The organism is Cupriavidus sp. 05T42, assembly GCF_056396345.1.
The window spans coordinates 72,688-99,041 of record NZ_JBFTLH010000019.1; the positions used below are offsets into that span (position 1 = coordinate 72,688).

Annotated in this window: 27 protein-coding genes; 20 read left to right on the forward strand and 7 right to left on the reverse strand. The window is 65.3% G+C overall.

Annotated elements, in window-relative coordinates; genetic code table 11:
* The first annotated feature begins 63 nt into the window (after positions 1-63).
* The 4 genes from lpxA to AC1EJR_RS21985 all read left to right on the forward strand — a co-directional run bounded on the left by lpxA (position 64) and on the right by AC1EJR_RS21985 (position 3,548).
* Positions 64-867 (forward strand): acyl-ACP--UDP-N-acetylglucosamine O-acyltransferase, encoded by an 804-nt coding sequence (gene lpxA, locus AC1EJR_RS21970; protein ID WP_092297646.1) that lies wholly within the window; start codon positions 64-66, stop codon positions 865-867.
* Between the two features lie 87 nt (positions 868-954).
* Entirely contained in the window at positions 955-2,088 is a 1,134-nt protein-coding gene (gene lpxB, locus AC1EJR_RS21975; protein ID WP_477108109.1) for a lipid-A-disaccharide synthase, read from the forward strand.
* A complete protein-coding gene (gene rnhB / locus AC1EJR_RS21980) occupies positions 2,088-2,750 on the forward strand; it encodes a ribonuclease HII (protein WP_441590808.1) in 663 nt (220 codons plus the stop codon). The genes lpxB and rnhB overlap by 1 nt, the downstream gene beginning before the upstream one ends.
* 9 nt (positions 2,751-2,759) lie before the next feature.
* Positions 2,760-3,548 (forward strand): TrmH family RNA methyltransferase, encoded by a 789-nt coding sequence (locus tag AC1EJR_RS21985; protein ID WP_092297652.1) that lies wholly within the window; start codon positions 2,760-2,762, stop codon positions 3,546-3,548.
* A gap of 2 nt (positions 3,549-3,550) precedes the next feature.
* Here AC1EJR_RS21985 and AC1EJR_RS21990 read toward each other — a convergent pair whose 3' ends face one another.
* Entirely contained in the window at positions 3,551-4,033 is a 483-nt protein-coding gene (locus AC1EJR_RS21990) for a hypothetical protein (RefSeq protein WP_477113706.1), read from the reverse strand.
* Between the two features lie 78 nt (positions 4,034-4,111).
* Positions 4,112-5,047: a posphoenolpyruvate synthetase regulatory kinase/phosphorylase PpsR gene (gene ppsR, locus AC1EJR_RS21995; RefSeq protein ID WP_255370907.1), complete on the reverse strand. Its 936-nt coding sequence runs from the start codon at positions 5,045-5,047 to the stop codon at positions 4,112-4,114.
* 246 nt (positions 5,048-5,293) lie between these two features.
* On the opposite strand from ppsR, the gene ppsA reads away from it, so the two are divergent.
* From ppsA to AC1EJR_RS22010, 3 genes are all read left to right on the forward strand, one after another.
* The gene (ppsA, locus tag AC1EJR_RS22000; protein WP_092297658.1) at positions 5,294-7,678 is read left to right on the forward strand and encodes a phosphoenolpyruvate synthase; all 2,385 of its coding nucleotides are present in this window, start codon (positions 5,294-5,296) and stop codon (positions 7,676-7,678) included.
* A gap of 152 nt (positions 7,679-7,830) precedes the next feature.
* Positions 7,831-8,256: an NfeD family protein gene (locus AC1EJR_RS22005; protein ID WP_477113708.1), complete on the forward strand. Its 426-nt coding sequence runs from the start codon at positions 7,831-7,833 to the stop codon at positions 8,254-8,256.
* Positions 8,257-8,313: 57 nt separating this feature from the next.
* Positions 8,314-9,243 carry an SPFH domain-containing protein gene (locus tag AC1EJR_RS22010; RefSeq protein ID WP_092297664.1) on the forward strand — a complete coding sequence of 310 codons (930 nt, stop codon included), beginning with the start codon at positions 8,314-8,316 and terminating at the stop codon, positions 9,241-9,243.
* Between the two features lie 60 nt (positions 9,244-9,303).
* Here the strand turns inward: AC1EJR_RS22010 and smpB are convergent, their stop codons facing one another.
* On the reverse strand, positions 9,304-9,756 hold the full coding sequence (smpB, locus tag AC1EJR_RS22015; protein ID WP_092297666.1) for an SsrA-binding protein SmpB: 453 nt from the start codon (positions 9,754-9,756) through the stop codon (positions 9,304-9,306).
* A gap of 186 nt (positions 9,757-9,942) precedes the next feature.
* On the opposite strand from smpB, the gene AC1EJR_RS22020 reads away from it, so the two are divergent.
* Both AC1EJR_RS22020 and AC1EJR_RS22025 read left to right on the forward strand, forming a co-directional pair.
* Positions 9,943-10,383, forward strand: a complete 441-nt coding sequence (locus AC1EJR_RS22020; RefSeq protein WP_092297669.1) for a type II toxin-antitoxin system RatA family toxin — start codon at positions 9,943-9,945, stop codon at positions 10,381-10,383.
* Complete coding sequence (locus AC1EJR_RS22025; RefSeq protein ID WP_454757119.1) at positions 10,367-10,726, forward strand: RnfH family protein; 360 nt, start codon at positions 10,367-10,369, stop codon at positions 10,724-10,726. The genes AC1EJR_RS22020 and AC1EJR_RS22025 overlap by 17 nt, the downstream gene beginning before the upstream one ends.
* A 36-nt stretch (positions 10,727-10,762) precedes the next feature.
* On the opposite strand, the gene AC1EJR_RS22030 is transcribed toward AC1EJR_RS22025, so the two are convergent.
* Positions 10,763-11,323: a DUF4124 domain-containing protein gene (locus AC1EJR_RS22030; RefSeq protein ID WP_477113709.1), complete on the reverse strand. Its 561-nt coding sequence runs from the start codon at positions 11,321-11,323 to the stop codon at positions 10,763-10,765.
* A 105-nt stretch (positions 11,324-11,428) separates the two neighbouring features.
* Positions 11,429-12,388: a DMT family transporter gene (locus tag AC1EJR_RS22035; RefSeq protein ID WP_477113710.1), complete on the reverse strand. Its 960-nt coding sequence runs from the start codon at positions 12,386-12,388 to the stop codon at positions 11,429-11,431.
* Between the two features lie 115 nt (positions 12,389-12,503).
* Here AC1EJR_RS22035 and guaB point away from each other — a divergent pair, with 115 nt between their 5' ends.
* The 6 genes from guaB (at position 12,504) to AC1EJR_RS22065 (ending at position 20,588) form a co-directional block, all read left to right on the forward strand.
* Positions 12,504-13,967 (forward strand): IMP dehydrogenase, encoded by a 1,464-nt coding sequence (gene guaB / locus AC1EJR_RS22040; RefSeq protein ID WP_441590818.1) that lies wholly within the window; start codon positions 12,504-12,506, stop codon positions 13,965-13,967.
* A 107-nt stretch (positions 13,968-14,074) separates the two neighbouring features.
* On the forward strand, positions 14,075-14,752 hold the full coding sequence (locus tag AC1EJR_RS22045; RefSeq protein WP_092297684.1) for a hypothetical protein: 678 nt from the start codon (positions 14,075-14,077) through the stop codon (positions 14,750-14,752).
* Positions 14,727-16,346, forward strand: a complete 1,620-nt coding sequence (gene guaA, locus AC1EJR_RS22050; protein WP_441590820.1) for a glutamine-hydrolyzing GMP synthase — start codon at positions 14,727-14,729, stop codon at positions 16,344-16,346. Before AC1EJR_RS22045 ends, guaA begins: the two co-directional genes overlap by 26 nt.
* A gap of 235 nt (positions 16,347-16,581) precedes the next feature.
* The gene (locus AC1EJR_RS22055) at positions 16,582-18,750 is read left to right on the forward strand and encodes a TonB-dependent siderophore receptor (RefSeq protein WP_477113711.1); all 2,169 of its coding nucleotides are present in this window, start codon (positions 16,582-16,584) and stop codon (positions 18,748-18,750) included.
* A 142-nt stretch (positions 18,751-18,892) separates the two neighbouring features.
* On the forward strand, positions 18,893-19,936 hold the full coding sequence (locus tag AC1EJR_RS22060) for an endonuclease/exonuclease/phosphatase family protein (RefSeq protein WP_092297693.1): 1,044 nt from the start codon (positions 18,893-18,895) through the stop codon (positions 19,934-19,936).
* Positions 19,937-20,081: 145 nt separating this feature from the next.
* Entirely contained in the window at positions 20,082-20,588 is a 507-nt protein-coding gene (locus AC1EJR_RS22065) for a DUF1993 domain-containing protein (protein WP_092297696.1), read from the forward strand.
* Between the two features lie 7 nt (positions 20,589-20,595).
* Here AC1EJR_RS22065 and dkgB read toward each other — a convergent pair whose 3' ends face one another.
* Both dkgB and AC1EJR_RS22075 read right to left on the reverse strand, forming a co-directional pair.
* Complete coding sequence (gene dkgB / locus AC1EJR_RS22070; protein ID WP_092297698.1) at positions 20,596-21,396, reverse strand: 2,5-didehydrogluconate reductase DkgB; 801 nt, start codon at positions 21,394-21,396, stop codon at positions 20,596-20,598.
* 34 nt (positions 21,397-21,430) lie between these two features.
* Complete coding sequence (locus AC1EJR_RS22075; RefSeq protein WP_092297947.1) at positions 21,431-22,639, reverse strand: MFS transporter; 1,209 nt, start codon at positions 22,637-22,639, stop codon at positions 21,431-21,433.
* 105 nt (positions 22,640-22,744) lie between these two features.
* On the opposite strand from AC1EJR_RS22075, the gene AC1EJR_RS22080 reads away from it, so the two are divergent.
* The 5 genes from AC1EJR_RS22080 to ldcA all read left to right on the forward strand — a co-directional run bounded on the left by AC1EJR_RS22080 (position 22,745) and on the right by ldcA (position 26,313).
* Positions 22,745-23,632 (forward strand): LysR substrate-binding domain-containing protein, encoded by an 888-nt coding sequence (locus AC1EJR_RS22080; protein ID WP_092297701.1) that lies wholly within the window; start codon positions 22,745-22,747, stop codon positions 23,630-23,632.
* A gap of 75 nt (positions 23,633-23,707) precedes the next feature.
* The gene (queE, locus tag AC1EJR_RS22085) at positions 23,708-24,352 is read left to right on the forward strand and encodes a 7-carboxy-7-deazaguanine synthase (RefSeq protein ID WP_441590825.1); all 645 of its coding nucleotides are present in this window, start codon (positions 23,708-23,710) and stop codon (positions 24,350-24,352) included.
* Between the two features lie 3 nt (positions 24,353-24,355).
* The gene (locus AC1EJR_RS22090) at positions 24,356-24,832 is read left to right on the forward strand and encodes a 6-pyruvoyl trahydropterin synthase family protein (RefSeq protein WP_092297707.1); all 477 of its coding nucleotides are present in this window, start codon (positions 24,356-24,358) and stop codon (positions 24,830-24,832) included.
* A gap of 9 nt (positions 24,833-24,841) precedes the next feature.
* On the forward strand, positions 24,842-25,393 hold the full coding sequence (gene tadA, locus AC1EJR_RS22095; RefSeq protein WP_441590827.1) for a tRNA adenosine(34) deaminase TadA: 552 nt from the start codon (positions 24,842-24,844) through the stop codon (positions 25,391-25,393).
* Positions 25,390-26,313 carry a muramoyltetrapeptide carboxypeptidase gene (gene ldcA / locus AC1EJR_RS22100; protein ID WP_092297713.1) on the forward strand — a complete coding sequence of 308 codons (924 nt, stop codon included), beginning with the start codon at positions 25,390-25,392 and terminating at the stop codon, positions 26,311-26,313. Before tadA ends, ldcA begins: the two co-directional genes overlap by 4 nt.
* Positions 26,314-26,354 lie beyond the last annotated feature (41 nt).

Here is a 26,354-nt window from a genome sequence, read left to right on the forward strand (position 1 = left end):
TGGGCCCCGTCCCGCGTGGCAACACGCGGGACTCAACCGAATTCAGACCACAGGACAGGACGTATGACGCAAATCCATCCCAGCGCACTGGTCGACCCGAAGGCAGAACTTGCCGCCGACGTGACCGTCGGTCCGTTTTCCATCATCGGTCCGAACGTGCGGATTGGCAGCGGCACCCGGATCGGCTCGCATACCACCGTCGAAGGCCATACCACCATCGGCGAAGGCAACCGCATCGGGCCGTACGCCTCGGTGGGCGGCACGCCTCAGGACATGAAGTACGCCAACGAGCCCACCCGGCTCGAGATTGGCGACCGCAACACGATTCGCGAGTTTACGACGATCCACACCGGCACGGTGCAGGACCAGGGCGTGACCAGCCTCGGCAACGACAACTGGATCATGGCCTACGTGCACATCGCGCACGACTGCCGCGTGGGAAACAACACGGTGTTTTCGAGCAACGCGCAGATCGCAGGCCACGTGGAAGTGGGCGACTGGGCCATTCTCGGCGGCATGAGCGGCGTGCACCAGTTCGTGCGCATCGGCGCCCATGCGATGCTGGGCGGCGCGTCGGCGCTCGTCCAGGATGTGCCGCCATTCGTGATCGCCGCGAGCGACAAGAACGGCAACAAGGCCACGCCGCACGGTGTCAACGTGGAAGGTCTGCGTCGCCGGGGCTTTGATGCCGGCCAGATCGCCGCCCTGCGCCAGGCCTACAAGCTGCTGTACAAGTCAGACTTGGGCTTCGACGAGGCGCGCAGCGAGATCTCGGCCCTGCTGGGCCAGACCGATGCGGCTACCGGCGCGCCACTGCGTGCCTTCGTCGAATTCCTGGCCGCGACGCAGCGCGGCATCGTCCGCTAAGCCGCGCCGCACATGATTCACGCCGCAGTGCAGGCCGATCCGCCCGCCGTAGCTCGGGCGAATGTCAACAAGCGTGGCACGATTGCCATGGTTGCCGGGGAGGCTTCCGGCGATTTGCTGGCATCGCTCCTGCTTGAAGGGCTTCATGCGCGGCTGGGCGAGTCCGTGGACTTCGCGGGCATCGGCGGCCGCCGCATGATGGCGCAGGGCTTCGTCTCGCACTGGCCGATGGAGACGCTCTCCGTCAACGGCTATGTGGAGGTGCTCGGTTCGCTGCGGGAAATCCTGGCAACGCGCCGGGCAATTCGCGAGAAGCTGCTGGCCAATCCGCCGCTGTGTTTCATCGGCGTAGACGCGCCCGACTTCAATTTCGGATTGGAAGTGCCCCTGCGCCGCTCGGGCATCCCTGTCGTGCATTTCGTCAGCCCGTCAATCTGGGCGTGGCGCGGCGGGCGCATTCGTACCATCGCGCGCGCGGTGGACCACATCCTCTGCCTGTTCCCGTTCGAGCCCGAGATCTATGCGAAGGCCGGCATTCCGGCGACCTACGTCGGTCATCCGTTGGCCGATGTGATTCCGATGGTGCCTGACGTCCAGGGCGCGCGGGAAAAGCTTGGCCTGCCCGAAGGTAAGCGCATCGTCGCGGTGCTGCCGGGTAGCCGGCAGTCCGAGGTGCGCAACCTTGGCGCGACGTTCTTTGCGGCCATGGCACGCATGCATCGCATGGACGGCAACCTGGCATTCGTTCTGCCGGCAGCCAGCGCGCCGCTGCACGAGATTATCCGCGGGCTGCACGAGCGCTATCCGGAGATCGACCTGACCGTGGTGGATGGCCAGTCGCATCTGGCCATGGAAGCCGCCGACGTCGTGCTGCTGGCCAGCGGTACGGCTACGCTCGAGGCAGCGCTCTACAAGAAGCCGATGGTCATCTCGTACAAGGTGCCCTGGCTCACCGCGCAGATCATGAAGCGACAGGGCTACCTGCCTTACGTGGGCTTGCCTAATATTCTGTCAGGGCGGTTCGTGGTGCCAGAACTGCTCCAGGACGACGCCACGCCGGAGGCGCTGGCGCGCGAGACGCTGCTGCAACTGAACGACGAGGGCAATATCGCCTTCTTGCGGGAACATTTCACGACCATGCACGAGACGCTGAAGCGCGACACGGCCAACCTCGCCGCCGGCGTGGTGGTGGATCTCATGCACGAACGGGGTGTGCGCTGATGGCCAGCCAGAAAGCCGGCAAGGGTCCGTCGCCGCAGATGGGGCTGGAGTTGACCCAAACCGTTGCCGTCGTACGCCATCTTTGTGGCGTGGATGAGGCCGGGCGCGGTCCGCTGGCGGGGCCGGTCTATGCCGCCGCCGTGATCCTGAACCCGGAGCGGCAAATCCGGGGCCTCGCCGACTCGAAGATCCTGAGCGCCGATAAGCGCGCGGTACTGTTCGAACGCATCTGCGAGCGGGCGATCGGCTGGCACATCGCGTCGGCTTCGGTCGAGGAAATCGACTCGCTGAATATCCTGCACGCTTCCATGCTGGCGATGCAGCGCGCCGTGGCGGGCCTGACGGCGAGCGGCATCTTGCCCGATCTGGTGCAGGTCGATGGCAATCGCTGTCCGCAGGTCCCGTATCCGGTCGAGGCCATCGTGAAGGGCGACGCCAAGGTGCGAGCCATTTCCGCTGCGTCGATCCTTGCCAAGGTGGCCCGCGATCGCGAGCTTCACGCGCTGCACCTGGAATATCCCCAGTACGGCTTCGATGCCCACGTGGGCTATCCCACGCCCCAGCATCTGGCCGCGCTCCAGCAGTTTGGTGCGACACCGCATCACCGCCGCTCGTTTGCGCCGGTGCGGGTGGTGCTGGAGCGCGACGCGCTGCCTTTCTGAGACACATCCTTGAAGCACGTCACCTCGCGCGACAATGCGCTGTTCAAGCACCTGAAGGCCCTTACTGGGTCCACGCACGCACGCCGCAAGGCGGGGCAGTCCGTGCTCGATGGCGTGCACCTCGCGCAGGCGTATGTGGCCGCGCGAGGGCAGCCGACCAGTTGCGTCGTGTCAGAGCGGCACTACGATCACGCCGAAGTGCGCCCACTGCTGGAAGGCATTGATCCGGACCGCGTTGTCCTGCTGGCGGATGCGCTGTTCGCGCAGATTACGAGTGTGGTGAACGGCATCGACCTGATGCTCGTGATCGACACGCCCGGCGGGCACCTGCCGTCCACGATCGACACGGATTGCGTGATCCTGAACGGCGTGCAAGACGCCGGCAATGTCGGATCGATCTTGCGCAGCGCTGCCGCTGCGGGGATTCCGCACGCCTTCCTGACCACGGGCTGCGCGTTTGCGTGGTCGGTCAAGACCCTGCGCGCGGGCATGGGTGCGAATTTCCACCTCAATATCGTCGAGCACTGCACGCTCGAGATGCTCGAAAGCCGGCTTGCCGTGCCGTTGCTGGCGACGTCGTCGCATGCCGATGCAGCCGTATTCGATACCGATCTCCGCCAGCCGGTGGGCTGGGTCGTCGGCAACGAAGGCGCAGGTGTCAGTCCGGAATGGATGGCACGCGTCTCGCGGACCGTCGGCATTCCGCAGCCGGGCGGCCTTGAGTCGCTGAATGTGGCGGCGGCGACCGCTGTCTGCCTGTTTGAAACGGTCAGGCAGCGGCGCGCGGCATCGCGCTGACATCAGGAGTTCGGCTGGCGAGTGGCCGGCAACCGCCGCGCGCCGCTGTACATCCCGATGTGCTCGGCGATCCTGTCGATCTTGCCTTCCAGTCGCGCCAATCCCCGCTCGTGCCGGTCTTCCATGCGATCCATCCGGGCTTCCGATTTGTCCATCCGTGCGTCCAGCTTGTCGAACCGCTCGTTGACCTGGCCGAACTGATACAGGACCGCCGATTCGAACCGATCCAACCGTTGGCTATGGGCTTCTTGCTGGGCGTGAATGGCCTTAAGCTCGCCATCAATGGCGGCACGCGTGTGCCGGGCGCTCAGCTCGATGATGCCGAAAATTCCCCCGAGCGATGCGACAACGGCTGCGAAGATGACGCTGGCGATGCGCATGCCAAGCGTGTGCCGCACGGGCGGCGGGGGCGGGCGATCGCGCTGGCGGCGCCCGTCATTGCCGGGAGGGGGTAGGAAGGCGTGGCCAGCAACCATGGTGGTCATATCTCCTCGCAGTGAGTGATTGACCGTCCGATGGTGACCCCGTAGCGCCTCCAGCGCTACGGGACGATTCTCAAAATCTCAATAGTTGTCGCGGTCGATCTTGATTTCCTGGAGGATTGTCGTGGCAATCTCCTCGATCGACTTGTGCGTCGAACTGAGCCACTTGATGCCTTCGCGGCGCATCATGGCCTCGGCCTCGTTGACCTCGTAGCGGCAGTTCTCCAGTGCCGCGTATTTGCTGCCCGGGCGCCGTTCGTTGCGGATCTCGGTGAGACGCTGCGGGTCGATCGAGAGCCCGAAGATCTTGGGCTTGAACGCGTAGAGCGCCGACGGCAGGCGGCCGCGCTCGAAATCGTCCGGGATCAGCGGATAGTTGGCGGCCTTCAGCCCGTATTGCATGGCCAGGTACAGGCTCGTCGGCGTCTTGCCGCTGCGCGACACACCCACCAGGATCACGTCGGCTTCTTCCAGGTTCTTGTGCGACTGGCCGTCGTCGTGGGCCAGCGAGAAGTTGATCGCCTCGATCCGGTTCTTGTAGGCCTCGGTGTCCGCATTCTGGTGGAAGCGGCCGATTGCATGTGTGGACTTGAGGCCCAGCTCCTTTTCCAGCGGCTCGATGAAGGTCTGGAACATGTCCAGGATCATCGCCTTGGCGCGCCGCAGGGCCTTGTTAGCCTCGGCATTGACCAGCGTGGTGAACACGATGGGCGGCACGCCCTCGTTATAGAACGCCTCGTTGATCTTGCCGACGGCCACGTGTGCCTTTTCCGGTGTGTCCACGAACGGCATCCGCACCTTGCGGAAGCGCATTTCGAACTGGGCCAGAATGGAGTGGCTGAAGGTCTCGGCCGTGATGCCGGTGCCGTCCGATACGATAAAAACCGTACGGATGGCAGGGCGATCGCCAGTGCTGGCGGTGGCCGGGGGCGACGCGGCGGGAGAGGTGGCAGGGCTTGCCGCCGTGCCGGGCGCAGGCGCCTGTTGGGGCGCATCAGGCGCTTCGGGAAGGGACATGTCTGGTCAATTTTTGAGGCTGCCACGCGAAAGTGCGGTGCGGCACGGTAGAATAGCGGCGATCTTTTGGCTAAGCAATTCCGCACGCGCCGGTGCAGCAACGATCTGCGGCACGATTGTCGACAATGTGCGCCGCAGCATCCGCCTGCGCTCCGGAATGGTTTAGCCAAGCGATCCGCCGGGAACAGAACCCCAACAACATACCGGTCGGTGACACCGATTTCTTACTTTGTTTTTGAGGCTTTTATGACTAACCAGGCAGATAACGGCGCCTATGTGCTGCCGTTCGAGCAGTTGCGCATGCATGACGTGGAAACCGTCGGCGGCAAGAACTCTTCGCTGGGGGAGATGATCTCCCAGCTGGCAGAGGCTGGCGTCCGTGTTCCCGGCGGTTTTGCTACCACCTCGCTCGCGTTCCGCGACTTCCTGCAACACAACGACCTGACCGCCCGCATTTCGGATCGCCTGAAGACGCTCGACGTCGATGACGTGAAGGCCCTGGCGGAAGCCGGCGCCGAGATCCGCGGCTGGGTTGCCGCCGCTCCGTTCCAGCCGCGCCTGGAACAGGAGATCCGCGAATTCTATGCCCGCGTGTCGGCCCGTGAAGGCGCCGAGGCATCGTTCGCCGTCCGTTCCTCGGCCACGGCCGAAGACCTGCCGGACGCCTCGTTCGCCGGCCAGCAGGAGTCGTACCTCAACGTCAGCGGCATCGACGACGTGCTCGACAAGATCAAGCACGTGTTCGCCTCGCTCTACAACGACCGCGCCATCTCGTACCGCGTGCACAAGGGCTTTGCCCACGATGTCGTGGCACTGTCCGCCGGCGTGCAGCGCATGGTCCGTTCGGACCTCGCGGCGTCGGGCGTGATGTTCACCATCGACACCGAATCGGGCTTCCCCGACGTGGTCTTCATCACGTCGAGCTATGGCCTCGGCGAGACCGTGGTGCAAGGCGCCGTGAACCCGGACGAGTTCTACGTCTTCAAGCCGACCCTAGAGCTGAACAAGTACCCGATCATCCGCCGCTCGATTGGCTCGAAGCTGATCAAGATGGAATTCACGGGCCCGGGTGAAGCCGGCCGCGTGAAGACCGTCGATGTGGCGCCCGAACTGCGTAACCGCTACTCGATCACCGACGCCGATGTGTCGGAGCTGGCCAAGTACGCGATGATCATCGAGAAGCACTATGCCCGCCCGATGGACATCGAGTGGGGCAAGGACGGCAAGGACGGCAAGATCTACATCCTCCAGGCGCGCCCGGAGACGGTGAAGAGCCAGTCCGCCGGCAAGGCCGAGCTGCGCTTCAAGCTGAAAGGCACGGCGCCCGTGCTGACCAGCGGTCGCGCCATCGGCCAGAAGATTGGTACCGGCCCGGTCCGCGTGATCAACGACCCGTCCGAAATGGAACGCGTGCAGCCGGGCGACGTGCTGGTGGCAGACATGACCGACCCGAACTGGGAGCCGGTGATGAAGCGTGCCTCGGCCATCGTCACCAACCGTGGCGGCCGTACCTGCCACGCGGCCATCATTGCCCGTGAACTGGGCGTGCCGGCCGTGGTCGGCTGCGGCGATGCCACCGATCTGCTGAAGGACGGCACGCTGGTGACGGTGTCGTGCGCCGAAGGCGACGAAGGCCGCATCTACGACGGCCTGCTCGAGACCGAGATCACCGAGGTCCAGCGCGGCGAGATGCCTGAGATCGAAACCAAGATCATGATGAACGTGGGCAATCCGCAGCTCGCGTTCGACTTCGCGCAGATCCCGAACCACGGTGTGGGCCTGGCCCGCCTCGAGTTCATCATCAACAACAACATTGGCGTTCACCCGAAGGCCATCCTCGACTATCCGCAGGTCGATGCCGACCTGAAGAAGGCCGTGGAATCGGTGGCCCGTGGCCACGCCAGCCCGCGCGCGTTCTACGTCGACAAGCTGGCGGAAGGCATCGCCACGATCGGCGCGGCGTTCTATCCGAAGCCCGTGATCGTGCGCCTGTCCGACTTCAAGTCGAACGAATACAAGAAGCTGATCGGTGGTTCGCGCTACGAGCCGGACGAGGAAAACCCGATGTTGGGCTTCCGTGGCGCGTCGCGCTACATCGCCGAGGACTTCGCCGAAGCGTTCGAGATGGAATGCAAGGCCATGAAGCGCGTGCGCGACGAAATGGGCCTGACGAACGTCGAGATCATGGTGCCGTTCGTGCGCACGCTGGGCCAGGCCAAGAAGGTCATCGAGCTGCTGGCCAAGCACGGCCTGAAGCGCGGCGAAAACGGCCTGCGCATCATCATGATGTGCGAAGTGCCGTCGAACGCGATCCTGGCCGAGGAGTTCCTGGAGTTCTTCGATGGGTTCTCGATCGGCTCGAACGACCTGACGCAGCTGACGCTGGGTCTGGACCGCGATTCCGGCATGGAGCTGCTGGCCAAGGACTTCGACGAGCGCGATCCCGCTGTGATCTTCATGCTGCAGCGCGCCATTTCCACGGCGCTACGCCTCGACAAGTACGTCGGTATCTGCGGTCAGGGCCCTTCGGACCATCCGGATTTCGCGCTGTGGCTCGCCAAGGAAGGCATCAAGTCGATCTCGCTGAATCCTGATTCGGTGGTCGAAACCTGGAAGCAACTGGCTTCGTAAGGCATTTGGCGTCACAATAGCGATAACTCATCCAAAGCGGTGCCCGGCTGAACCCGGGACGCCGCGTGGCACCGGCCCTGCGGCAGGTGTTGCAACAGCCCCCGCAGGCGCCTATGGCGCGGCGGGGGTTTTTTATTGGGAAAAGGAGCGGGATGTCGTCTTACTACATATGGTTCGCCGCGGCAGTGGTGCTGGTGATTGCCGAGATGGCGACGGGCACCTTCTATCTGCTGATGATCGCCGTGGGCGTGGCGGCCGGTGGTGTGGCCGCGCTTGCCGGCCTCGGTGTACCGGCGCAAACGGTCACGGCGGCCCTGGTAGCCATCGCGTGTATCGCGGCCTTGCGCCGCACACGCTATGGCACGCTGCGTCGGGGTACGGCATCGACGGATCCCGATGTAAACTTCGATATCGGCCAGGAACTCGATGTCTCCGCCTGGGACCCGAATGGGCGTGCCCGCGTGCCGTATCGCGGCGCTGACTGGAGCGTGGAGCTGGCGCCGAACACCGAGCCGCTTCCGGGTCGCTTCCGCATTGTCGAGGTGCGGGGTACCACGCTGATCGTCTCGCCGCGCTGATTCCTGCGCGGCACCCATCCAATGACTAGCAGTTTTCCTATTTGACGGGAGTTGTACATGCTTGCCTACCAGCTCGGGCTGTTTCCACTGATTCTGCTCATCGCGGCCATCGTGCTGATTGCCAAGGGCATCAAGATCGTGCCGCAGCAGCACGCATGGGTGCTTGAGCGTCTGGGGCGCTACCACGCCACGCTGACGCCCGGCCTGACGATCGTGGTGCCGTTCGTGGATCGCGTGGCCTACAAGCACATCCTCAAGGAGATTCCGCTCGATGTGCCGAGCCAGGTCTGCATCACGAAGGACAACACACAGCTGCAGGTGGATGGCGTGCTGTACTTCCAGGTGACGGATCCGATGAAGGCGTCTTATGGCTCGAGCAACTTCGTGGTCGCGATCACGCAGCTGTCGCAGACCACGCTGCGGTCGGTGATCGGCAAGCTGGAACTGGACAAGACCTTCGAGGAGCGCGAGTACATCAACCACAGCGTGGTCAATGCGCTCGACGAAGCCGCCGCCAACTGGGGCGTGAAGGTACTGCGCTACGAAATCAAGGACCTGACGCCGCCGAAGGAGATCCTGCATGCGATGCAGGCCCAGATCACGGCCGAGCGCGAGAAGCGGGCGCTGATCGCGGCTTCCGAAGGCAAGCGGCAGGAGCAGATCAATCTGGCCTCCGGCGCCCGTGAGGCGGCGATCCAGAAGTCCGAGGGCGAGCGGCAGGCGGCGATCAACAGGGCCCAGGGCGACGCGTCGGCGATCCTGGCCGTGGCCGAAGCCAACGCGCAGGCCATCGAAAAGATCGGCCACGCGATTCGGGGCGAGGGCGGCGCGGAAGCCGTCAACCTCAAGGTGGCCGAGGAATACGTTGCCGCGTTTGGCAACCTCGCCAAGCAGGGCAACACCCTGATCGTGCCGGGCAACCTTGGCGAAATGAGTTCGATGATCGCCTCGGCACTGCAAATTGTGAAAACCCAGCAGAAGACCTGAGCGACGCGCACTGACGCGGCATCGCCAGACAAGAACGGAGGCCATGGCCTCCGTTTTTTCTTATTCCTTGTTATCGCTCTTCATCAGGCGCGCCTTTTCGCGCTGCCAGTCCCGATTTTTCTCGGTTTCGCGCTTGTCGAACTGCTTCTTGCCCTTGCCGAGGCCGATTTCGCACTTCACGCGGCCGCGCGTGTAGTGCAGGTTCAACGGCACGAGCGTATAGCCGCGCTGCTCGACCTTGCCGATCAGCTTCTTGATCTCGTCCGCCTTGAGCAGCAGCTTGCGCGTGCGCACGGGGTCCGGCGTCACGTGCGTGGAGGCGCTCTGCAGCGGGCTGATATGGGCGCCGATTAGGTACATCTCGGCGTTGCGCACCACGACGTAGCCTTCCTTGATCTGCACACGGTTGGCCCGGATGGCCTTGACTTCCCAGCCCTCCAGCACAATCCCGGCTTCGTAGCGTTCTTCGATGAAGTAGTCGAAAAAGGCTTTCTTGTTATCAGCGATGGTCATGCGTACGTGGTGGATTCCTGAGCAAGGCTGCCGCGCTGCGGCAAAGAGGGGAGCGACCGTTGTGGCGTCATCGAGGGGCGCCATGTGCGCCGGGGATGCCGTCGACCCGCGTGTCGGCTAAAATCGGGATTCTAGCAAACCCGCCCCGTTCGGGCCCAGCCCCTGGCGGCGCCCGCATCCGATTACATGGCAGACGTCCATAAATCCGTCCTGCTTGGCTTTTCGGCCGAGCAGATGTATGACCTGGTCACCCGCGTGGAGGACTATCCCAAGTTCCTGCCATGGTGTGGTGGCGTCGAGATCTTCGAGAACACCGAGACGCTGCTCGACGCGAAGATCCATATCCATTTCAACGGCATCAAGCAGTATTTCCATACCCGGAACGTGCAGGAGCGTCCTACACGCATTGATATGACGTTCGCGGACGGTCCTTTCAAGACCTTCAATGGCTCCTGGCGCTTTACGCCGCTGCGCGCCGACGCCTGCAAGATCGAATTTCACCTCCATTACGAGTTTTCGAGCTTCATCCTCGAGAAAATCATCGGTCCCGTGTTCAGCATGATTGCCAATACGTTCGTCGATGCCTTCGTCAAGCGCGCCGAGGTGGTGTATGCCAACAACGGCTGATCCTGGCGCCATGGTGCGGCTCTCGGTCTGCTACGCCAAGCCTGAGGCGGTGTTCCTGAAGGAAGTCTCGGTGCCGGCTGGCACGAGCGTCGAGGGGGCGATTCGCGCCAGCGGCCTGACCGAGGCGTATCCCGAAGTGGACCCGACGACGGCACGGGTCGGCATCTACGGCAAGCTCAAGACCGTGGAAACACTGGTTCGGGAGGGAGATCGGGTAGAGGTCTACCGGCCGCTGACCGCCGATCCCAAGCAGGCACGCCGCAAGCGCGTGCAGAAGACCCGGGCTACCGGGACGCGCGAGGGCCTGAAATGGCTGCGCGGCGGGGGCGGGCAGGGGAGTTGACTGGGCGGGCGGCCTATCCGGCGCCCACCCCATGCCTCAGCTGCAGTGCTGGGCCATCGACTGGCTGACCTTGTCGAGTTCGGCGGCGCGTTCATCGCCGTTCAGGCGGTGCGCGGCGCCATCCGGGCCGGCCTTCGAGATGCGCATGCCTTCGCGCAGCCCCGTGGCGTAGTTCGACATCTCTTCGCAGCGCGTCTGGCGGGCCAGTTGTTCACGTTCCTTGGTGGCGGCTTCCAGGTCGGCCTTGAGGCGCTCCTCGCGGCGCTCGCGGAAGGCCTGATCGGGATCGGTGTCGACGGCGGGCTTGTCCTTGGCCCGCGCGCTGACCTGGCGGGCCCGGGGCGCGTCGCCCGCGGGGGCCTTGGCGTCAGCTTGACCATCGGCCTTCGCGGCGGTTTCGGCTTCCACCGGGCGATAGGCGCCTGCCGCGCGGCCGGGTGCCATGACGATGGCGCGGTCCGGCACGGAGGGCGGCGGCGGTACATCGCTATAAACCATGCGGCCGGTGCCGTCCTTCCACTGCCATTGGGAAAAGGCCGTGGCGGGCACGGCGAGACTGGCGGCAACAAGCAGGTACAGCGCGGTCGAACGGTTCATGGCAAGAGTGTCTGTGGCGTCTGGGCGGAAAAATGCCAGGTTGGCGATGAAAACCGGACGGTAGGAGGGTTGACAACCATGTGACCCCCGCGTCATGCCGGTAGTCTACGCAGACTTGTCCGTGGCGTGCAAGCGCACGGACCAGGCCACCCCGACGATCAGCAGGGCGACGGCGGCCAACTCCAGCGGCCGTGGCCAGCGGTGATCGAACACAAACCCGTATGCCAGCGCGAACAGCGTCTCAAAAACGATCATTTGCCCCGAAAGCGTCAGGGGTAGGCGGCGACTGGCGATGTTCCAGAGGTTGTTGCCAATTAGCGACGCCCCGAGCGCCACGGCGGCGTTGACCATCCAGAACCACTGCCATTCGCGCCCGCTGCCCGGGGCGGTCAGCGCGTCGCCGGCCACGAGCCAGCCGATGCCGGCCAGCACCACGGAAACCAGCCCGGTAGATAGCCCGTACAGGGCCGACCACTCGTTCCCGCTGTAATGCGGATGGCGCTGGAGGTAGCGCGCGTTGTCCACGGCGTAGAGCGTCCAGCAGACCAGCGCGCCCGCCGCGCAGGCCACGCCAGCCAGTTTCTGCCACGCCGGGCGGGCCAGGGCGTCCACCGCCGCGCCATGCGCACCGCCGCCCCCGGCAAACAGGTCGATATTGATGCTGGCGATGCCGGCCGCCACCACCAGCAGCGGCCAGACCAGCCGCGAGAGCGGCACAGCGCCGTGGTCGCGGCGGCCCATGATGGTGATGGAAACCGGCAGGATGCCGATGATCAGCGAGGTCGGCCCGACTCCGGCCAGCTGCACGCCAAACGCCAGCAGTACGTAATAGAGCAGGTTCCCGGTGAACGCCTGGCGCAGCAAGGCGACGCAATCGCCCCGAGTTAGCTTTTTTGCGAGGCGCCGCATCAGCGGCAGCGCCGCCACGAAGGCGACCAGCCCATAGGCCAGGTAGCGGCCAATGGCGAGTTCCCAGGGCGAAAACGCCGGCAGCAGCTTCGGCGCGATGAACACCATGCCCCAGAACGCGCCGGCCAGCAGCCCGCACAAAACGCCGATGCCCATCGGACTCCTGTTGTGATCTGTGGAAGGGAGGCCGAGAATAGCAAGGGGGATGCAAGAACGCATCAGCAAATCCTGCATTCCTGTATAATCTGCTTTTGCGCCTAGAGGATTTGCTATGCGTCTTGTCCAGAAAGCACTCACATTCGATGACGTGCTGCTTGTACCGGCCTATTCGGCCGTCCTGCCCCGGGATGTTTCCCTCCGCACCCGCCTTACCCGTTCAATCGAACTGAACATTCCGCTCGTGTCCGCCGCCATGGATACCGTGACGGAAGCCCGGCTTGCCATTGCGATGGCTCAGGCCGGCGGCATCGGCATTGTCCACAAGAACCTGAAACCGGCCGACCAGGCGCGTGAAGTGGCGCGCGTGAAGCGGTACGAATCGGGTGTGCTGCGTGATCCGATCACCATTTCGCCGGACATGAAGATCCGCGATGTGATCGCGCTGTCGCAGCACCATGGCATTTCCGGCTTCCCCGTGCTCGAAGGCAAGACCGTCGTCGGCATCATCACCAATCGCGACCTGCGCTTCGAGGAAGAACTCGACGCCCCCGTGCGCGCCAAGATGACCCCGCGCGAGAAACTCGTCACCGTGGCCGAAGGCGCGCCGCTGGAGGAAGCCAAGCGCCTGATGAACCGTCACCGCCTGGAGCGCGTGCTGGTGGTCAATAGCGCATTCGAGCTGCGCGGCCTGATCACCGTGAAGGACATCCAGAAGGCCGTGGACAACCCGCTGGCCAGCAAGGACGATCACGGCCAGCTGCGCGTCGGCGCCGCCGTGGGCGTGGGTCCGGACAACGACGAACGCGTGGAACTGCTGGTCAAGGCCGGCGTGGACGTGATTGTGGTGGATACCGCGCATGGCCACAGCCAGGGCGTGCTGGACCGTGTGCGCTGGGTCAAGCAGAACTTCCCGCAGGTGCAGGTCGTGGGCGGCAACATCGCCACCGGCGCGGCCGCGCTGGCGCTGGTCGAGCATGGCGCGGACGGCGTGAAGGTGGGCATCGGCCCCGGTTCGATCTGCACCACGCGGATCGTGGCCGGCGTGGGCGTGCCCCAGATCACCGCTGTTTCCAACGTGGCCGAGGCGCTCAAGGGCACCGGCGTGCCGCTGATCGCCGATGGCGGCGTCCGTTATTCGGGCGATGTGGCCAAGGCCCTGGCGGCCGGCGCGCACACCGTGATGATGGGCGGCATGTTCTCGGGTACCGAGGAAGCGCCGGGCGAAGTGTTCCTGTATCAGGGCCGCTCGTTCAAGAGCTATCGCGGCATGGGTTCCGTGGGCGCGATGAAGGACGGCGCCGCCGACCGCTACTTCCAGGAAGACAACACCGCCAACGTCGACAAGCTCGTGCCGGAAGGTATCGAGGGCCGGGTCCCCTACAAGGGCTCGGTCATGGCGATCATCCACCAGCTGACCGGTGGCGTGCGTGCGTCGATGGGCTACTGCGGCAGTAGCTCCATCGCCACCTGGCACGAGACGGCCGAGTTCATGCAGATCACGGCCGCCGGCATGCGCGAATCGCACGTCCACGATGTGCAGATCACCAAGGAAGCGCCGAACTACCATATCGACTGATCACGATATGGCCCGCCCGACCTGGGCATCACGGCCGCGCTGGCAACGTCGAGGTTGACGAGGCCGCGCGGCCGCGACGCAAGAAGCATCAGGAAATAGGAGCGCCCATGAAAGTACTATTGCGAGCCGTGCTGTTCTTCGACGCCTTGCTAGACCTGCTGCTCGGCATCCTGCTGCTGATGTCGCCGTTCACGACGCTGTATGCCGCACTCCAGTTGCCGCAGCCGCAGCCGGCCATGTTCGGCCAGCTGCTCGGCGTGGCGATGATCGGCATGGCGTGGCTGCTGTTCCAGGCTGCCATTAACGGCCAGCTGACCGTGCCCGTGGCACGCACGGTGGGCCAGGTGAACCTGGTGAGCGCTGTGCTGATCGTGGCGTGGACGCTGTTCCTGGACATGCCCGTACAGGGCGCCGGCAAGGTCTGGCTGCTGACGCTGGCCGCTGTCATGCTGTTCTTCGCCGTGGTGCAGATGCCCGCCGCGAAGCGCGTGCGCCTGCGCGAGCGGGAGCAACTGGCCCAGCGCGAAGCCGAACTGCGCGCCGCCCGGCATGGCGATGGCCCCGTGTACTACCCCGGCACGCCGGTCGATGCCGTCGACCCCGCCGACCCGCACCAACAACCCGGCGCCGCCAACCCGGCACGCCCGCATGGATCCCCCGAATACCGGCGCGAACCGGTCATCACCCCGCCACCCGGCTACGGCCCAGGCACCGAGGTCATGCCCGAACCCGAGCCGGAAGCTCTGCCAAACGCCCATCATGCACGACAAAATCCTCATCCTTGATTTCGGCTCGCAGGTCACGCAGCTGATTGCCCGCCGCGTTCGCGAGGCGCACGTCTACTGCGAGATCCATCCTAACGATGTGACCGACGAATTCGTCCGCGAGTACGCGCCGAAGGCGGTCATCCTGTCCGGCAGCCACGCCAGCACCTACGAAGACCACCAGCTGCGCGCGCCGCAGGCCGTGTGGGACCTCGGCGTGCCGGTGCTGGGCATCTGCTACGGCATGCAGACCATGGCCGTGCAGCTGGGCGGCAAGGTGGAGTGGAGCGACCATCGCGAATTCGGCTACGCCGAGGTGCGCGCCCATGGGCATACCAAGCTGCTCGATGGCGTCGAGGATTTCTCGACGCCCGAAGGCCACGGCATGCTCAAGGTCTGGATGAGCCATGGCGACAAGGTGGCCGAACTGCCGGCGGGCTTCAAGCTGATGGCGTCCACGCCGAGCTGCCCGATCGCCGGCATGGCCGACGAGGCGCGCGGCTACTACGCAGTGCAGTTCCACCCGGAAGTCACCCATACGGCGAAGGGCCGCGAGATGCTTGAGCGCTTCGTGCTCAAGATCGCCGGCGCCAAGGCCGACTGGGTGATGCGCGACCACATCGCCGAAGCCGTGGCCAAGATCCGCGAACAGGTGGGTGACGAGGAAGTCATTCTGGGCCTGTCCGGCGGCGTGGATTCGTCGGTGGCGGCGGCGCTGATCCATCGCGCCATCGGTGACCAGCTGACCTGCGTGTTCGTCGACCACGGCCTGCTGCGCCTGGACGAAGGCAAGATGGTCATGGAGATGTTCGCGGGCCGGCTGCACGCCAAGGTGGTCCATATCGACGCCTCGGAGCAGTTCCTGGGCCATCTGGCCGGCGTGACGGACCCCGAGCAGAAGCGCAAGATCATCGGCCGCGAGTTCGTCGAAGTCTTCCAGGCCGAGGCCAAGAAGCTGTCCAACGCCAAGTGGCTGGCGCAGGGCACGATCTACCCGGACGTGGTGGAATCGGGCGGCACCAAGACCAAGAAGGCGACCACGATCAAGAGCCACCACAACGTCGGCGGCCTGCCCGAGACGCTGGGCCTGAAGCTGCTGGAGCCGCTGCGCGACCTGTTCAAGGACGAAGTGCGCGAGCTGGGCGTGGCGCTGGGCCTGCCGCCCGAGATGGTGTACCGCCATCCGTTCCCGGGCCCGGGCCTTGGCGTGCGGATTCTGGGCGAGGTCAAGCGCGACTACGCCGAGCTGCTGCGCCGCGCGGACGCCATCTTCATCGAGGAACTGCGCAAGACCATCGCCACGGAGCAAGACGCCGCGGCGGGCCTGTGCGAGCCGCAGCAGGTGGGCAAGAGCTGGTACGACCTGACCAGCCAGGCCTTCGCGGTGTTCCTGCCGGTGAAGTCCGTGGGCGTGATGGGCGATGGCCGCACGTACGACTACGTCGTGGCACTGCGCGCGGTGCAAACCACCGACTTCATGACCGCTCACTGGGCGCACCTGCCGTACGCGCTGCTCGGCCGCTGCTCGAACCGCATCATCAACGAGGTGCGTGGCCTGAATCGAGTGGTGTACGACGTCTCGGGCAAGCCGCCGGCGACGATCGAGTGGGAATAAACCCAGGCCCTTCGGGGCCTGCGGAGCAGTGACGTATCAACGGCCGGGGCCCATCGCCCCGGCCGTTTTCTTTTCGGGATCCCCAAACGAGACAGCCAATAGCAGTGTGGTGCGTGCGCGACGCCTGACAATCAAACCGGCGATAAATGTATCGAGACCATTACATGACATTACAATGGCAAAAGAAATGCGAGTCATTCGCATTATCATTTCCAATCAGTAGAGAGATCTTGCAATGTCTGTATGCGCCCGGCGCCGCGTTCGCGGCTCGCACGCCTTCCGCCTGACCACCTTTGCCTTGAGCATGCAAGCCGCCAGCGTCACGCTGGCCCAGGAGCAGGCACCTGCTCCCGCCCACCAGGAGTTGCCGACGATCACCGTCCGAGGCAGCAGTCTCCCCGAATCGCCGACCGGCCCGGTACACGGCTTCGTGGCGAAACAAGCCGTGACCGCCACCAAGACCGACACGCCGATCATGGAAACGCCGCAGTCGATCACCGTCATCACGCGCGACCGGATCGAACTCACGGGCGCCCAGTCGGTGGCGCAGGCGGCGGGCTACACGGCCGGCGTCTCGGCGGCGGGGTTCGGCACGGACAACCGCACGGATTCGATCAAGATCCGTGGCACCGATTCCACGCAGTACCTCGACGGGCTGCTCAATGCCGTCGGGTTCTATAACAACACGCGCCCGGATCCATACGCCCTGGAGCGCATCGAGATCCTGAAAGGGCCGTCCGGCATGCTGTACGGCCAGGGCTCGGTGGGCGGCGTGGTCAATCTCGTGTCGAAGCGTCCGCAGGCGGAGGCCGCGCGTGAAATCGGCGTGAGTTTCGGTAATTTCAACCGCAAGCAGATCCAGGCCGACTTCACGGGGCCGATCGATGCCGACGGCAAGTGGCTCTACCGCTTCGTGGCCCTGGCGCGCGATAGCGATGCCTCGGTGGACTACGTCAAGGACAACCGCTACTACATTGCCCCCTCGCTGACCTATCGGCCGACGTCCGACACCAGCTTCACCCTGCTGGCTAACTTTCAGAAGGACGATACGGGCTCGATGATCGGCTTCTTCCCGTGGCGCGGCACCCAGATCGAGAACCCGGCCGGCCAGATCCCGCAGAGCTTCTTCATCAGCGAGCCCGGCTTCGACAAGTACACGGCCGAGCAGCACGCCGTGGGCTACCAGTTCGAGCACAAGTTCAACGATACCTTCACGGTGCGCCAGAACCTGCGCTATTCGCACAGCACGGTTGACTACCGCAGCATCTACACGGCCGGCTACACCGGCGCCACGCATGGATGGGTGCCCGGCAGCGACACGATGCTGCGCCGCACCATCTACCTGAACCAGCCGACGCTGAACCAGCTGGCCGTCGACACGCAGGTGCAGTCGAAGTTCGGCACCGGCCCCGTGCGCCACACGCTGCTGTCCGGCTTCGACTACCAGAACAACGAGATCACGGGCCGCACCGGCGTGGGCGGCTTTGCCGCGCCGATCAACGTGTTCAACCCGGTCTATGGCAACTACCAGGCGCCCACTTCCACGCGCGACCTGGCACCGGCCAAGCAGATCCAGACCGGCGCCTACCTGCAGGACCAGATCGAATGGAACAAGTGGCTGCTGATGCTGGGCCTGCGCTACGACTGGTCGCGCGCGGCGCAGGACAACACGCCGGCGGGCTCGCGTGACGACAACGAGCTGACCAAGCGCTTCGGCCTGATGTACCGCTCGGACTTCGGCCTCAACCCCTACGTCAGCTATGCGGAATCGTTCCAGGGCCAGGCCGGCTTCAATGTGGACGGGGGCGCGTTCAAGCCGCTGCGCGGCAAGCAGTGGGAAGTGGGCGTCAAGTACCAGCCGCCCGGCAAGAACATGACGCTGACCGCCTCGCTGTTCGATATGCGCGAAGAAAACCGCAAGGTAGCCGGCGTGGTCAACGGCCTGCCCGGCACGGTGCAGGTGGGCGAGGCGCGCACGCGCGGGGCGGAACTGGAGGCGCTGGTGTCGCTGGGCCGGCTGGACCTGATCGCCACGTACACCTACCTGGACGCCAAGGTCATCGAAGGCACGGCCGCCGAGCAGGGCCAGCGGCTGGCGAGCATCCCGGCGAACATGGCGTCGCTGTGGGCCAACTACCGCTTCAGCCTGTTCGACATGCCGGGCTTTGTGACCGGGGCGGGTGTGCGCTACAACGGTCCGTCCTATGACGGCACTGGCAACAACCGCGTGGGCGGCTTCACGCTGTTCGATGCCGTGCTCGCCTACGATCACGGCCCGATCCGCGTGTCGCTGAACATGAACAACCTGTTCAACAAGCAGTACGTCAACACCTGTATCGCACGCGGTGATTGCTTCTTCGGCACGCAGCGCACGATCATCGGCAATGTGACCTACCGCTTCTGATCGCCCAATCAGGAATGCGAACGCCGGCTGCCCAAGGGTAGCCGGCGTTTTTTTTGACCCTCGTCAGACAATTCCCAGGATCGACCAGAACTGTCTTAGTCTGCTGTGACAATGCGTCTCACCATCCACCCCGGAGTGACACATGCCGTATTACGCAGGGTTGAAACAGATCGAGGACGCGGAGATCCGCAAGCGGACCATCGACGGGCTGAAACGCCTGCGGCCCGCGCTGGCCGGCGCCATTCCCGCGCGCACCGCCACCCGCACGCTGCTGCTGGCCACCTGGAATATCCGCGAGTTCGACTCGGGCAAGTACGGCTACCGGGACGACGAGCCGTATTACTACATCGCCGAAATCCTGAGCCGCTTCGACCTGATCGCGATCCAGGAGGTGCGCAGCGGGCTCTATCCGCTCCAGCGGCTGCAACGGATATTGGGTAGCTGGTGGGATTTCCTCGTGACGGACGTGACGCTGGGCACCTCGGGCAACGCCGAGCGCATGGCCTACCTGTACGACCGGCGCAAGGTCTCGTTCACCGGGCTGGCCGCCGAGCTGGTGCTGGCGAAGGAAAAGGGCGCGCCCGAGGAGCCGGTGCAGATGGCGCGCTCGCCTTATATCGCGGGCTTCCGCGCCGGCTGGGCCTACCTGACGCTGGCGACGGTCCACATCTACTATGGCAAGAGCGTGGCCGTGGACCCGCGCCGGCTGGCCGAGATCACGGCGTTCGCCCGCACGCTGGCCAAAAACGCGGGAAAGCTCTCCAGCGCCCCGCAATACGCGCCCGGCACGCCGCCGGAGGCGGATAACCTGATCGTGCTGGGCGACTTCAACATCTTCAACCGCAACGACGTGACCATGGAGGCCATGACCCGGGCCGGATTCGCGGTGCCGGACGCCCTGCAGGCCGTGCCGGGCTCCAACGTCGACAAGAACAAGCATTACGACCAGATTGCCTACCTCAGCAAGCTGGCGCACCTGGCGCCCACCGGCCAGGCCGGCGTGTTCGATTTCTACGAGCACGTCTACCGGCTCGAGGACGAGCCCGCCTATGCGCGGCAGCGGGCCGCCAAGCCGGGGCGCGGCTTCAAGGAGTGGCGCACCTACCGGATGAGCGACCATCTGCCGATGTGGGTCGAATTCGGCATCGACGATGGCGACGCCTATCTCGACGGGCTGCTGGCGTAGCCGCACGGGCCGCCCGGGGTGCCCGGGCCGCCCGGGGTGCCGGGGTGCCTTCAGCAAGCCGGGCCGATTCGATCTATCCTCCGGTCTGCAGCACAGACGGCGGCACCGCCGCGCACCCCCACGACACCGCACCCAAGGAGCCCAAATGGCCCTCTCGATGTATGACGTTTCGATCCCGGCGTTCATCCGCGCGCTGAACAACCTGTCGGCGATTCTTGAAAAAGGCGCCGCCCACGCCAAGGCGCAGGGGATCGATGAATCCGAGCTGATTCAGACGCGTCTGATTGCCGACATGGACGCGCTGCCCGCCCAGGTGCAGCGCGCCAGCGATGCCGCCAAGGGCTGCGCCGCCCGGCTGGCCGGGATCGAGATTCCGTCCTATGCCGATACGGAGGCGACGTTCCCCGAGTTGCAGGAGCGCATCGCCAAGACCATCGGCTTCCTGAAGTCGATCCGTCCCGAACAGCTGGAAGGCAGCGAGACGCGCACCGTGGAACTCAAGCTCCGCAACGGCCCGGTCACCTTCGACGGCAAGAGCTACCTGCTGGGCTTTGCGCTGCCGAACTTCTACTTCCACGTGACCACCGCCTACGACCTGCTGCGCCACAAGGGCGTGCAGATCGGCAAGCTGGACTACCTCGGCGCGCGGTAAGCCGCCGTTAATCCCATTGCGGCGCGAAGCCGGGGTTGGCCAGCCGCTCGCCCCGGTCCAGCGCGGCAATCTCGGCCATCTCGCCCGCCGTCAGCGTGATCCGCGCCGCGCCAAGATTGCTCTCAAGGTTGGCGCGCCGGGTGGACGACGGAATCACCGCATAGCCCTGTTGCATCAGCCACGCCAGCGCCACCTGCGCCGGCGTGGCGTCACGCACGGCGGCAATCCGCCGTAGCACCGCATCCTCCATCACCTTGCCGTAGGCCAGCGGCATGTAGGCCGTCAGATGGATCCCCTGTTCGCGCATGAACGCCGCCACCTTGCGGTTCTGCAGGAAGGGATGCAGTTCGATCTGGTTCGTGGCGATGGCCGGCGCGCCAACGGCGTCGATGGCCTGCTTCAGATGCCCGATCGTGAAATTCGACACGCCAATCGCGCGCGTCAGCCCGGCGGCCTGGGCCTGCGCCAGCGCCTCCATATACTCGGCCACCGGTAGCGCGTTGCCCGGTGACGGCCAGTGGATCAGCGTCAGATCGACCCGATCGAGCTTCAGTTTCTCAAGACTCGTCTCAAGGCTGGCGCGCAGGGCGTCGCGGCCCAGGTGTTCGGTCCAGATCTTGGTCGTCACGAACAGGTCGTCGCGCAGCACGCCGCTGGCGGCAATCGCGCGGCCCACTTCGGCCTCGTTGCCGTAGATCTGGGCCGTGTCGATGTGGCGATAACCCACCTCCAGCCCCATCGTCACGGAATCGATGACCTGCTGGTCCTTGAGTCGGAAGGTGCCAAGGCCAAGTTGCGGAATCTGCATGAATTTCTCCGATGAAAGGAAGGTTGGCGAACAATCAGTGAGACATCGCCCCGGCCGGCACATTGCCCGCACGGTGATCGATGCCGGCGGCGCGGTCCAGCCGGCCACTCCATTCGGTCAGGCCCAGCGCCACGAGCACCACCAGCGCGCCGATCCACGGCGTATGCATCAGCCCCAGATGCTGGACGATCAGCCCGCCCGCCCAGGCCGCCCCGGCAATGCCGAGGTTGAACGCGGCGATGTTGAGGCCGGACGCCACGTCCACGGCCTGCGGCGTATGGCGCTCCGCCTGCTTCACCACGTAGACCTGCAGGCCCGGCACGTTGCCGAAGGCGACCGCGCCCCAGGCCAGCACCGTGGCCACCACCAGCCAGCGGTGCGGCGCGGTGAAGGTCAGCACGAACAGCACGGCGGCAAGTAGGAGAAATACGATGCGCAGCGCCGGAATCGGGCCATGCCGGTCCGCCAGCCGGCCGCCCCAGATATTGCCCACCGCCACGGAGACGCCATACACCAGCATCACCAGGCCCACGGCGCCGGCGCTGAAGCCCGAGACGTCCTGCAGGATCGGGGCGAGGAAAGTGAACGGAATGAACGATCCGCCGTAGCCGATGGCCGTCTTCGCGTAGACCAGCAGCAGCCGCGGCTCGGCCAGCACCCGCGCCTGCTGCAGCAGCGAGGCAGGCGGCGAATGGCGGATCTGCGAGGGCACGAACAGCAGGCTGCCGATAAAGGCGACCACGCCGAGGCCGGACACGGCCAGGAAGGTCTCGCGCCAGCCAAAGTGCTGGCCGATGAAGGTACCGAGCGGCACGCCGGTCACCAGCGCCACGGTCAGCCCGGTAAACATGATGGCGATGGCGCTCGCGGCACGCTCCTTCGGCACCAGGCCGGTGGCGATGGTCGAGCCGATCGAGAAGAACACGCCATGCGCAAGGCCGGTGAGGATGCGCGCCATGATCAGCGATTCATAGCTCGGCGCCTTCCACGCGAGCAGGTTGCCGGCCGTGAACAGCGCCATCAGCGAGAGCAGCAGCAGCTTGCGCGGCAGGCGGCCGGTGAGGGCGGTCAGCACCGGCGCGCCCACGGCCACGCCCAGCGCGTACAGGCTCACCAACAGGCCGGCGGAGGGTACCGAGATATGCAAATCCGCCGCGATGGTCGGAATCAGGCCGACGATGACGAATTCCGTCGTCCCGATGGCAAAGGCGCTGATCGTCAGCGCGAGCAAGGCAATAGGCATGTCGAACATCCTCAAGCAGGGTTTTTTCGATGGACGCAGTGTGCCGCGTGCTTTCTTGCAGAAAAACCCCGTGATCAGCCAAAGATATTTGACTAAAATTCAAGGATGAAGCTGACGCTCGAAGAATTGCTCGCCTTTGCGACCGTGGTGGATAGCGGCTCGATCACCGCCGCTGCGGAGCAACTCGACCAGACCGTCTCCGGGGTCAGCCGGGCGCTGTCCCGGCTGGAGGAGAAGCTGGAAACCACGCTGCTGCGCCGGACCACGCGGCGGCTGGAACTGACCGAGGAGGGCGCGGCGATGCTCGCCCACGCGCGCCAGATCCTGGCGGCGGCCGATCTGGCCGAGGAGCAGATGGCGGTGCGGCGCCAGCGCCCGGCAGGGCGGCTGCGGGTGAACGCGGCGTCCCCGTTCATGCTCCACGTGGTGGTGCCGCTGGTCGGCGCCTTCCGCGCAGCCTACCCGGAAATCGAACTCGAACTGAACACGAACGATCAGATCATCGATCTGCTCGAACATCGCACCGATGTGGCGATCCGTATCGGCACGCTGCGCGATTCCACGCTGCACGCGCGGCCGTTGGGCAGCAACCGCATCCGCGTGCTGGCCAGTCCGGACTACCTGAAGGCGCGTGGCACCCCGGCCGTCGTGGACGAGCTTGCCGATCACACCTTGCTTGGCTTTACCCAGCCGGAGTCGCTGAATCGCTGGCCGCTGCGCGGGGAAAATGGTGCGGAAGTGGAGATTCGTCCACAAATCTCCGCATCGAGCGGCGAGACCCTGCGGCAACTGGCATTAGCCGGGCAGGGCATCGTCAGTCTGGCCGATTTCATGACCGATGCGGACCGGCGCGCGGGCCGGCTGGTGCAGGTGCTGGAGGCCAGCACGATCGAGGTCCGGCAGCCGATCCACGCCGTTTATTACCTCAACACGCAGCTTTCGGCGCGTATCGCCGTGTTCCTGGACTTCCTGCAGGAACGGTTGGCGCCATAGGCGGGGCGGGGTGTGTCTTAGCGAAAACCCTAGTCCCTTGCTATACTAATGGGTTGCTCGTCGCTACCCCACACAATGACTTACGCCGTCAAGGAAATCTTCTACACGCTGCAGGGCGAAGGCGCCAACGCCGGCCGCGCCGCGGTGTTCTGCCGTTTCTCGGGTTGCAACCTGTGGACCGGCCGCGAAGAAGACCGGGCGCGCGCAGTCTGCCAGTTCTGTGACACCGATTTCGTCGGCACGGACGGCACGCGCGGCGGCAAGTACAAGACCGCCGAGGAGCTGGCGGCCGTGGTGGCCTCCGAATGGCCCCAGGGTCCGGGCAGCGCCGGCGGCAAGCCGCTCGTGGTCTGCACCGGCGGCGAGCCGCTGCTCCAGCTGGACGCGCCGCTGATCGACGCGCTGCACGCGCAGGGCTTCGAGATCGCCATCGAGACCAACGGCACGCTGCCCGTGCCGGACGGCATCGACTGGGTCTGCGTGAGCCCCAAGATGGGCGCGGAACTCGTGGTGACGCGCGGCGACGAACTCAAGGTCGTCATCCCGCAGGACGGCCAGGACTTCGCAGCATATGAACAACTGGATTTCCGCTATTTCATGGTGCAGGCCATGGATGGCCCGCTGGCCCGGCAAAATACGGCCGCGGCGGTGGAATTCTGCCAGCGCCACCCGCGCTGGCGCCTGTCGCTGCAGACCCACAAGCTGCTGGGCATTCGCTGATCCATGACCAAACAAGTCTCCATCACCCGTCGCCTGGAGTTCGATTCCGGCCACCGTATTCCCAGCCATGGCGGCCAGTGCCGCAACATCCATGGCCATCGCTATCGCCTGGACCTGACCCTGTCGGGCGAAGTCCTGCACAAGGAAGGCGCCTCCGACGACGGCATGATCCTCGACTTCGGCGACATCAAGACGCTCGCCAACGAGCATCTGGTGTCGAAATGGGATCACGCCTTCCTGATCTACCGGGGCGACACGGCGCTGCTGAATTTCCTCCAGTCGATGGACAACCACAAGACCGTGGTGCTCGAGTCCATTCCCACGGTGGAGAACCTTGCCCAGGTGGCGTTCGACATCCTCGCGCCTGTGTTCAAGGACTGCTTCGGCCACCATCTGCAACTGACCCGCCTCGTGCTGTTCGAAACGCCGAACTGCTGGGCCGAAGTCAGCGCCCCGGTGCGCCTGCCTGCCCAGGACTGATCCGGGCCGATGTCCGATCCGCTGCCCCAGACCTTCCCCGATCCGGACGCGCGCGACCGCTTCTACATGAGCGCCGCGCTGGAAGAGGCGCGTCTGGCCGAGGCAGCGGGCGAGGTGCCGGTGGGTGCCGTGGTGGTCTGGAACGACAAGATCATCGCGCGCGGCCACAACCTGCCGATCCGCTCGATGGACCCGTCCGCCCACGCCGAAATGCAGGCACTGCGCGCCGCCGCCCAAGTGCTCGGCAACTACCGCATGCCCGAGTGCGAGCTATATGTGACGTTGGAGCCCTGCGCGATGTGCTCGGGCGCCATCCTCCACGCCCGCCTGCGCCACGTGGTCTTCGGCGCGACCGACCCCAAGACCGGCGCGGCCGGCAGCGTGGTGGACCTGTTCGCGCAGGCCACGCTCAACCACCAGACCACGGTGGCCCGGGGCGTGATGGCCGAGGAATGCGGCCAGATGCTGCGTGATTTCTTTGGCGCGCGGCGCCGTGCGCAGAAGTCGGCACGCGTTAAAATCGCGGCTCCAGATTCCGGCGAAGAGAATTCAGATTCATGAGCGAATCGATCGAAGTCCGTCTGATTGCATCCTCCGGTTATCCGCATGATGTGGCGATTGCGGCACGCGGCTGCGCCTGGCTCAAGCACCACGGCTATCACGTGGGCAATCCCGATGTGCTGGCGCGCCGCTACCAGCGCTTTGGGGGGACGGACGCCGAACGGCTGGCCGACCTGCACGCCATCGGCACCGGCGCCCAGCGCGAACTGACGCTGGCCGTGCGTGGCGGCTACGGGCTGGGGCGGCTGCTCGGCAAGATCGATTTCGCGCGGATTGCCGACCAGGCGCACGCCAGCGGCACGCCCATCGTCGGACATAGCGATTTCACGGGGTTTCAATTGGCCTACCTCGCCGCCACCGGGGGCGTGACGTTTGCCGGCCCGATGCTGCTGGCCGACTTCGGCGCCGAGCCGGTGGACGCGTACATGTGGCAGCACTTCGAGGCCATCCTGCGCGACCCGGCCTACACGGTGACGGTGGAGGCCCCACAGGCGCTGGGCCGGCCCGTGGCCGTGGACGGCACGCTCTGGGGCGGCAACCTCGCCATGCTCTGCAGCCTGCTCGGCACCCCGTACATGCCGAAGATCGATGGCGGCATCCTGTTCATCGAGGACATCAACGAGCCGCCGTACCGCATCGAACGGATGCTGCTGCAACTGGCGCAGGCCGGCGTGCTGGCGCGCCAGCAGGCGCTGGTGCTGGGGGATTTCTCCAATTACCGCACCACGGACTACGACAACGGCTACGACATGGACGCCGTGTTCGACTACGTGCGTGCCGAAGTCGGCATTCCGGTGCTGACCGGCCTGCCGTTCGGCCACTGCCCACGCAAGCTGACGCTGCCGGTGGGTGCCCAGGCCCGGCTAACCGCCCAGGCGGACGGCTTCACGCTGGCCCTGTCCGGCTACCCGACGCTGTAACGGCGTCACACCAGACGTCACATCCCGCCGCGGCTCCGGCA

Excerpts from the sequence above, each read along its gene's own strand:
- AC1EJR_RS22075 (WP_092297947.1), bottom strand. The coding sequence starts at position 22,639 with ATGCCTATTGCCTTGCTCGCGCTGACGATCAGCGCCTTTGCCATCGGG.
- AC1EJR_RS22020 (WP_092297669.1), top strand. The coding sequence starts at position 9,943 with ATGGCAGACGTCCATAAATCCGTCCTGCTTGGCTTTTCGGCCGAGCAG.
- AC1EJR_RS22035 (WP_477113710.1), bottom strand. The coding sequence starts at position 12,388 with ATGGGCATCGGCGTTTTGTGCGGGCTGCTGGCCGGCGCGTTCTGGGGC.
- smpB (WP_092297666.1), bottom strand. The coding sequence starts at position 9,756 with ATGACCATCGCTGATAACAAGAAAGCCTTTTTCGACTACTTCATCGAA.
- guaA (WP_441590820.1), top strand. The coding sequence starts at position 14,727 with ATGCACGACAAAATCCTCATCCTTGATTTCGGCTCGCAGGTCACGCAG.
- rnhB (WP_441590808.1), top strand. The coding sequence starts at position 2,088 with ATGGCCAGCCAGAAAGCCGGCAAGGGTCCGTCGCCGCAGATGGGGCTG.
- AC1EJR_RS22065 (WP_092297696.1), top strand. The coding sequence starts at position 20,082 with ATGGCCCTCTCGATGTATGACGTTTCGATCCCGGCGTTCATCCGCGCG.
- AC1EJR_RS22025 (WP_454757119.1), top strand. The coding sequence starts at position 10,367 with ATGCCAACAACGGCTGATCCTGGCGCCATGGTGCGGCTCTCGGTCTGC.
- AC1EJR_RS22090 (WP_092297707.1), top strand. The coding sequence starts at position 24,356 with ATGACCAAACAAGTCTCCATCACCCGTCGCCTGGAGTTCGATTCCGGC.
- AC1EJR_RS22060 (WP_092297693.1), top strand. The coding sequence starts at position 18,893 with ATGCCGTATTACGCAGGGTTGAAACAGATCGAGGACGCGGAGATCCGC.
- AC1EJR_RS22005 (WP_477113708.1), top strand. The coding sequence starts at position 7,831 with ATGTCGTCTTACTACATATGGTTCGCCGCGGCAGTGGTGCTGGTGATT.
- ldcA (WP_092297713.1), top strand. The coding sequence starts at position 25,390 with ATGAGCGAATCGATCGAAGTCCGTCTGATTGCATCCTCCGGTTATCCG.
- lpxB (WP_477108109.1), top strand. The coding sequence starts at position 955 with ATGGTTGCCGGGGAGGCTTCCGGCGATTTGCTGGCATCGCTCCTGCTT.
- AC1EJR_RS22030 (WP_477113709.1), bottom strand. The coding sequence starts at position 11,323 with ATGAACCGTTCGACCGCGCTGTACCTGCTTGTTGCCGCCAGTCTCGCC.
- AC1EJR_RS22080 (WP_092297701.1), top strand. The coding sequence starts at position 22,745 with ATGAAGCTGACGCTCGAAGAATTGCTCGCCTTTGCGACCGTGGTGGAT.
- AC1EJR_RS22055 (WP_477113711.1), top strand. The coding sequence starts at position 16,582 with ATGTCTGTATGCGCCCGGCGCCGCGTTCGCGGCTCGCACGCCTTCCGC.
- AC1EJR_RS22010 (WP_092297664.1), top strand. The coding sequence starts at position 8,314 with ATGCTTGCCTACCAGCTCGGGCTGTTTCCACTGATTCTGCTCATCGCG.
- queE (WP_441590825.1), top strand. The coding sequence starts at position 23,708 with ATGACTTACGCCGTCAAGGAAATCTTCTACACGCTGCAGGGCGAAGGC.
- ppsA (WP_092297658.1), top strand. The coding sequence starts at position 5,294 with ATGACTAACCAGGCAGATAACGGCGCCTATGTGCTGCCGTTCGAGCAG.
- tadA (WP_441590827.1), top strand. The coding sequence starts at position 24,842 with ATGTCCGATCCGCTGCCCCAGACCTTCCCCGATCCGGACGCGCGCGAC.
- AC1EJR_RS21990 (WP_477113706.1), bottom strand. The coding sequence starts at position 4,033 with ATGACCACCATGGTTGCTGGCCACGCCTTCCTACCCCCTCCCGGCAAT.
- dkgB (WP_092297698.1), bottom strand. The coding sequence starts at position 21,396 with ATGCAGATTCCGCAACTTGGCCTTGGCACCTTCCGACTCAAGGACCAG.
- guaB (WP_441590818.1), top strand. The coding sequence starts at position 12,504 with ATGCGTCTTGTCCAGAAAGCACTCACATTCGATGACGTGCTGCTTGTA.
- AC1EJR_RS22045 (WP_092297684.1), top strand. The coding sequence starts at position 14,075 with ATGAAAGTACTATTGCGAGCCGTGCTGTTCTTCGACGCCTTGCTAGAC.
- ppsR (WP_255370907.1), bottom strand. The coding sequence starts at position 5,047 with ATGTCCCTTCCCGAAGCGCCTGATGCGCCCCAACAGGCGCCTGCGCCC.
- lpxA (WP_092297646.1), top strand. The coding sequence starts at position 64 with ATGACGCAAATCCATCCCAGCGCACTGGTCGACCCGAAGGCAGAACTT.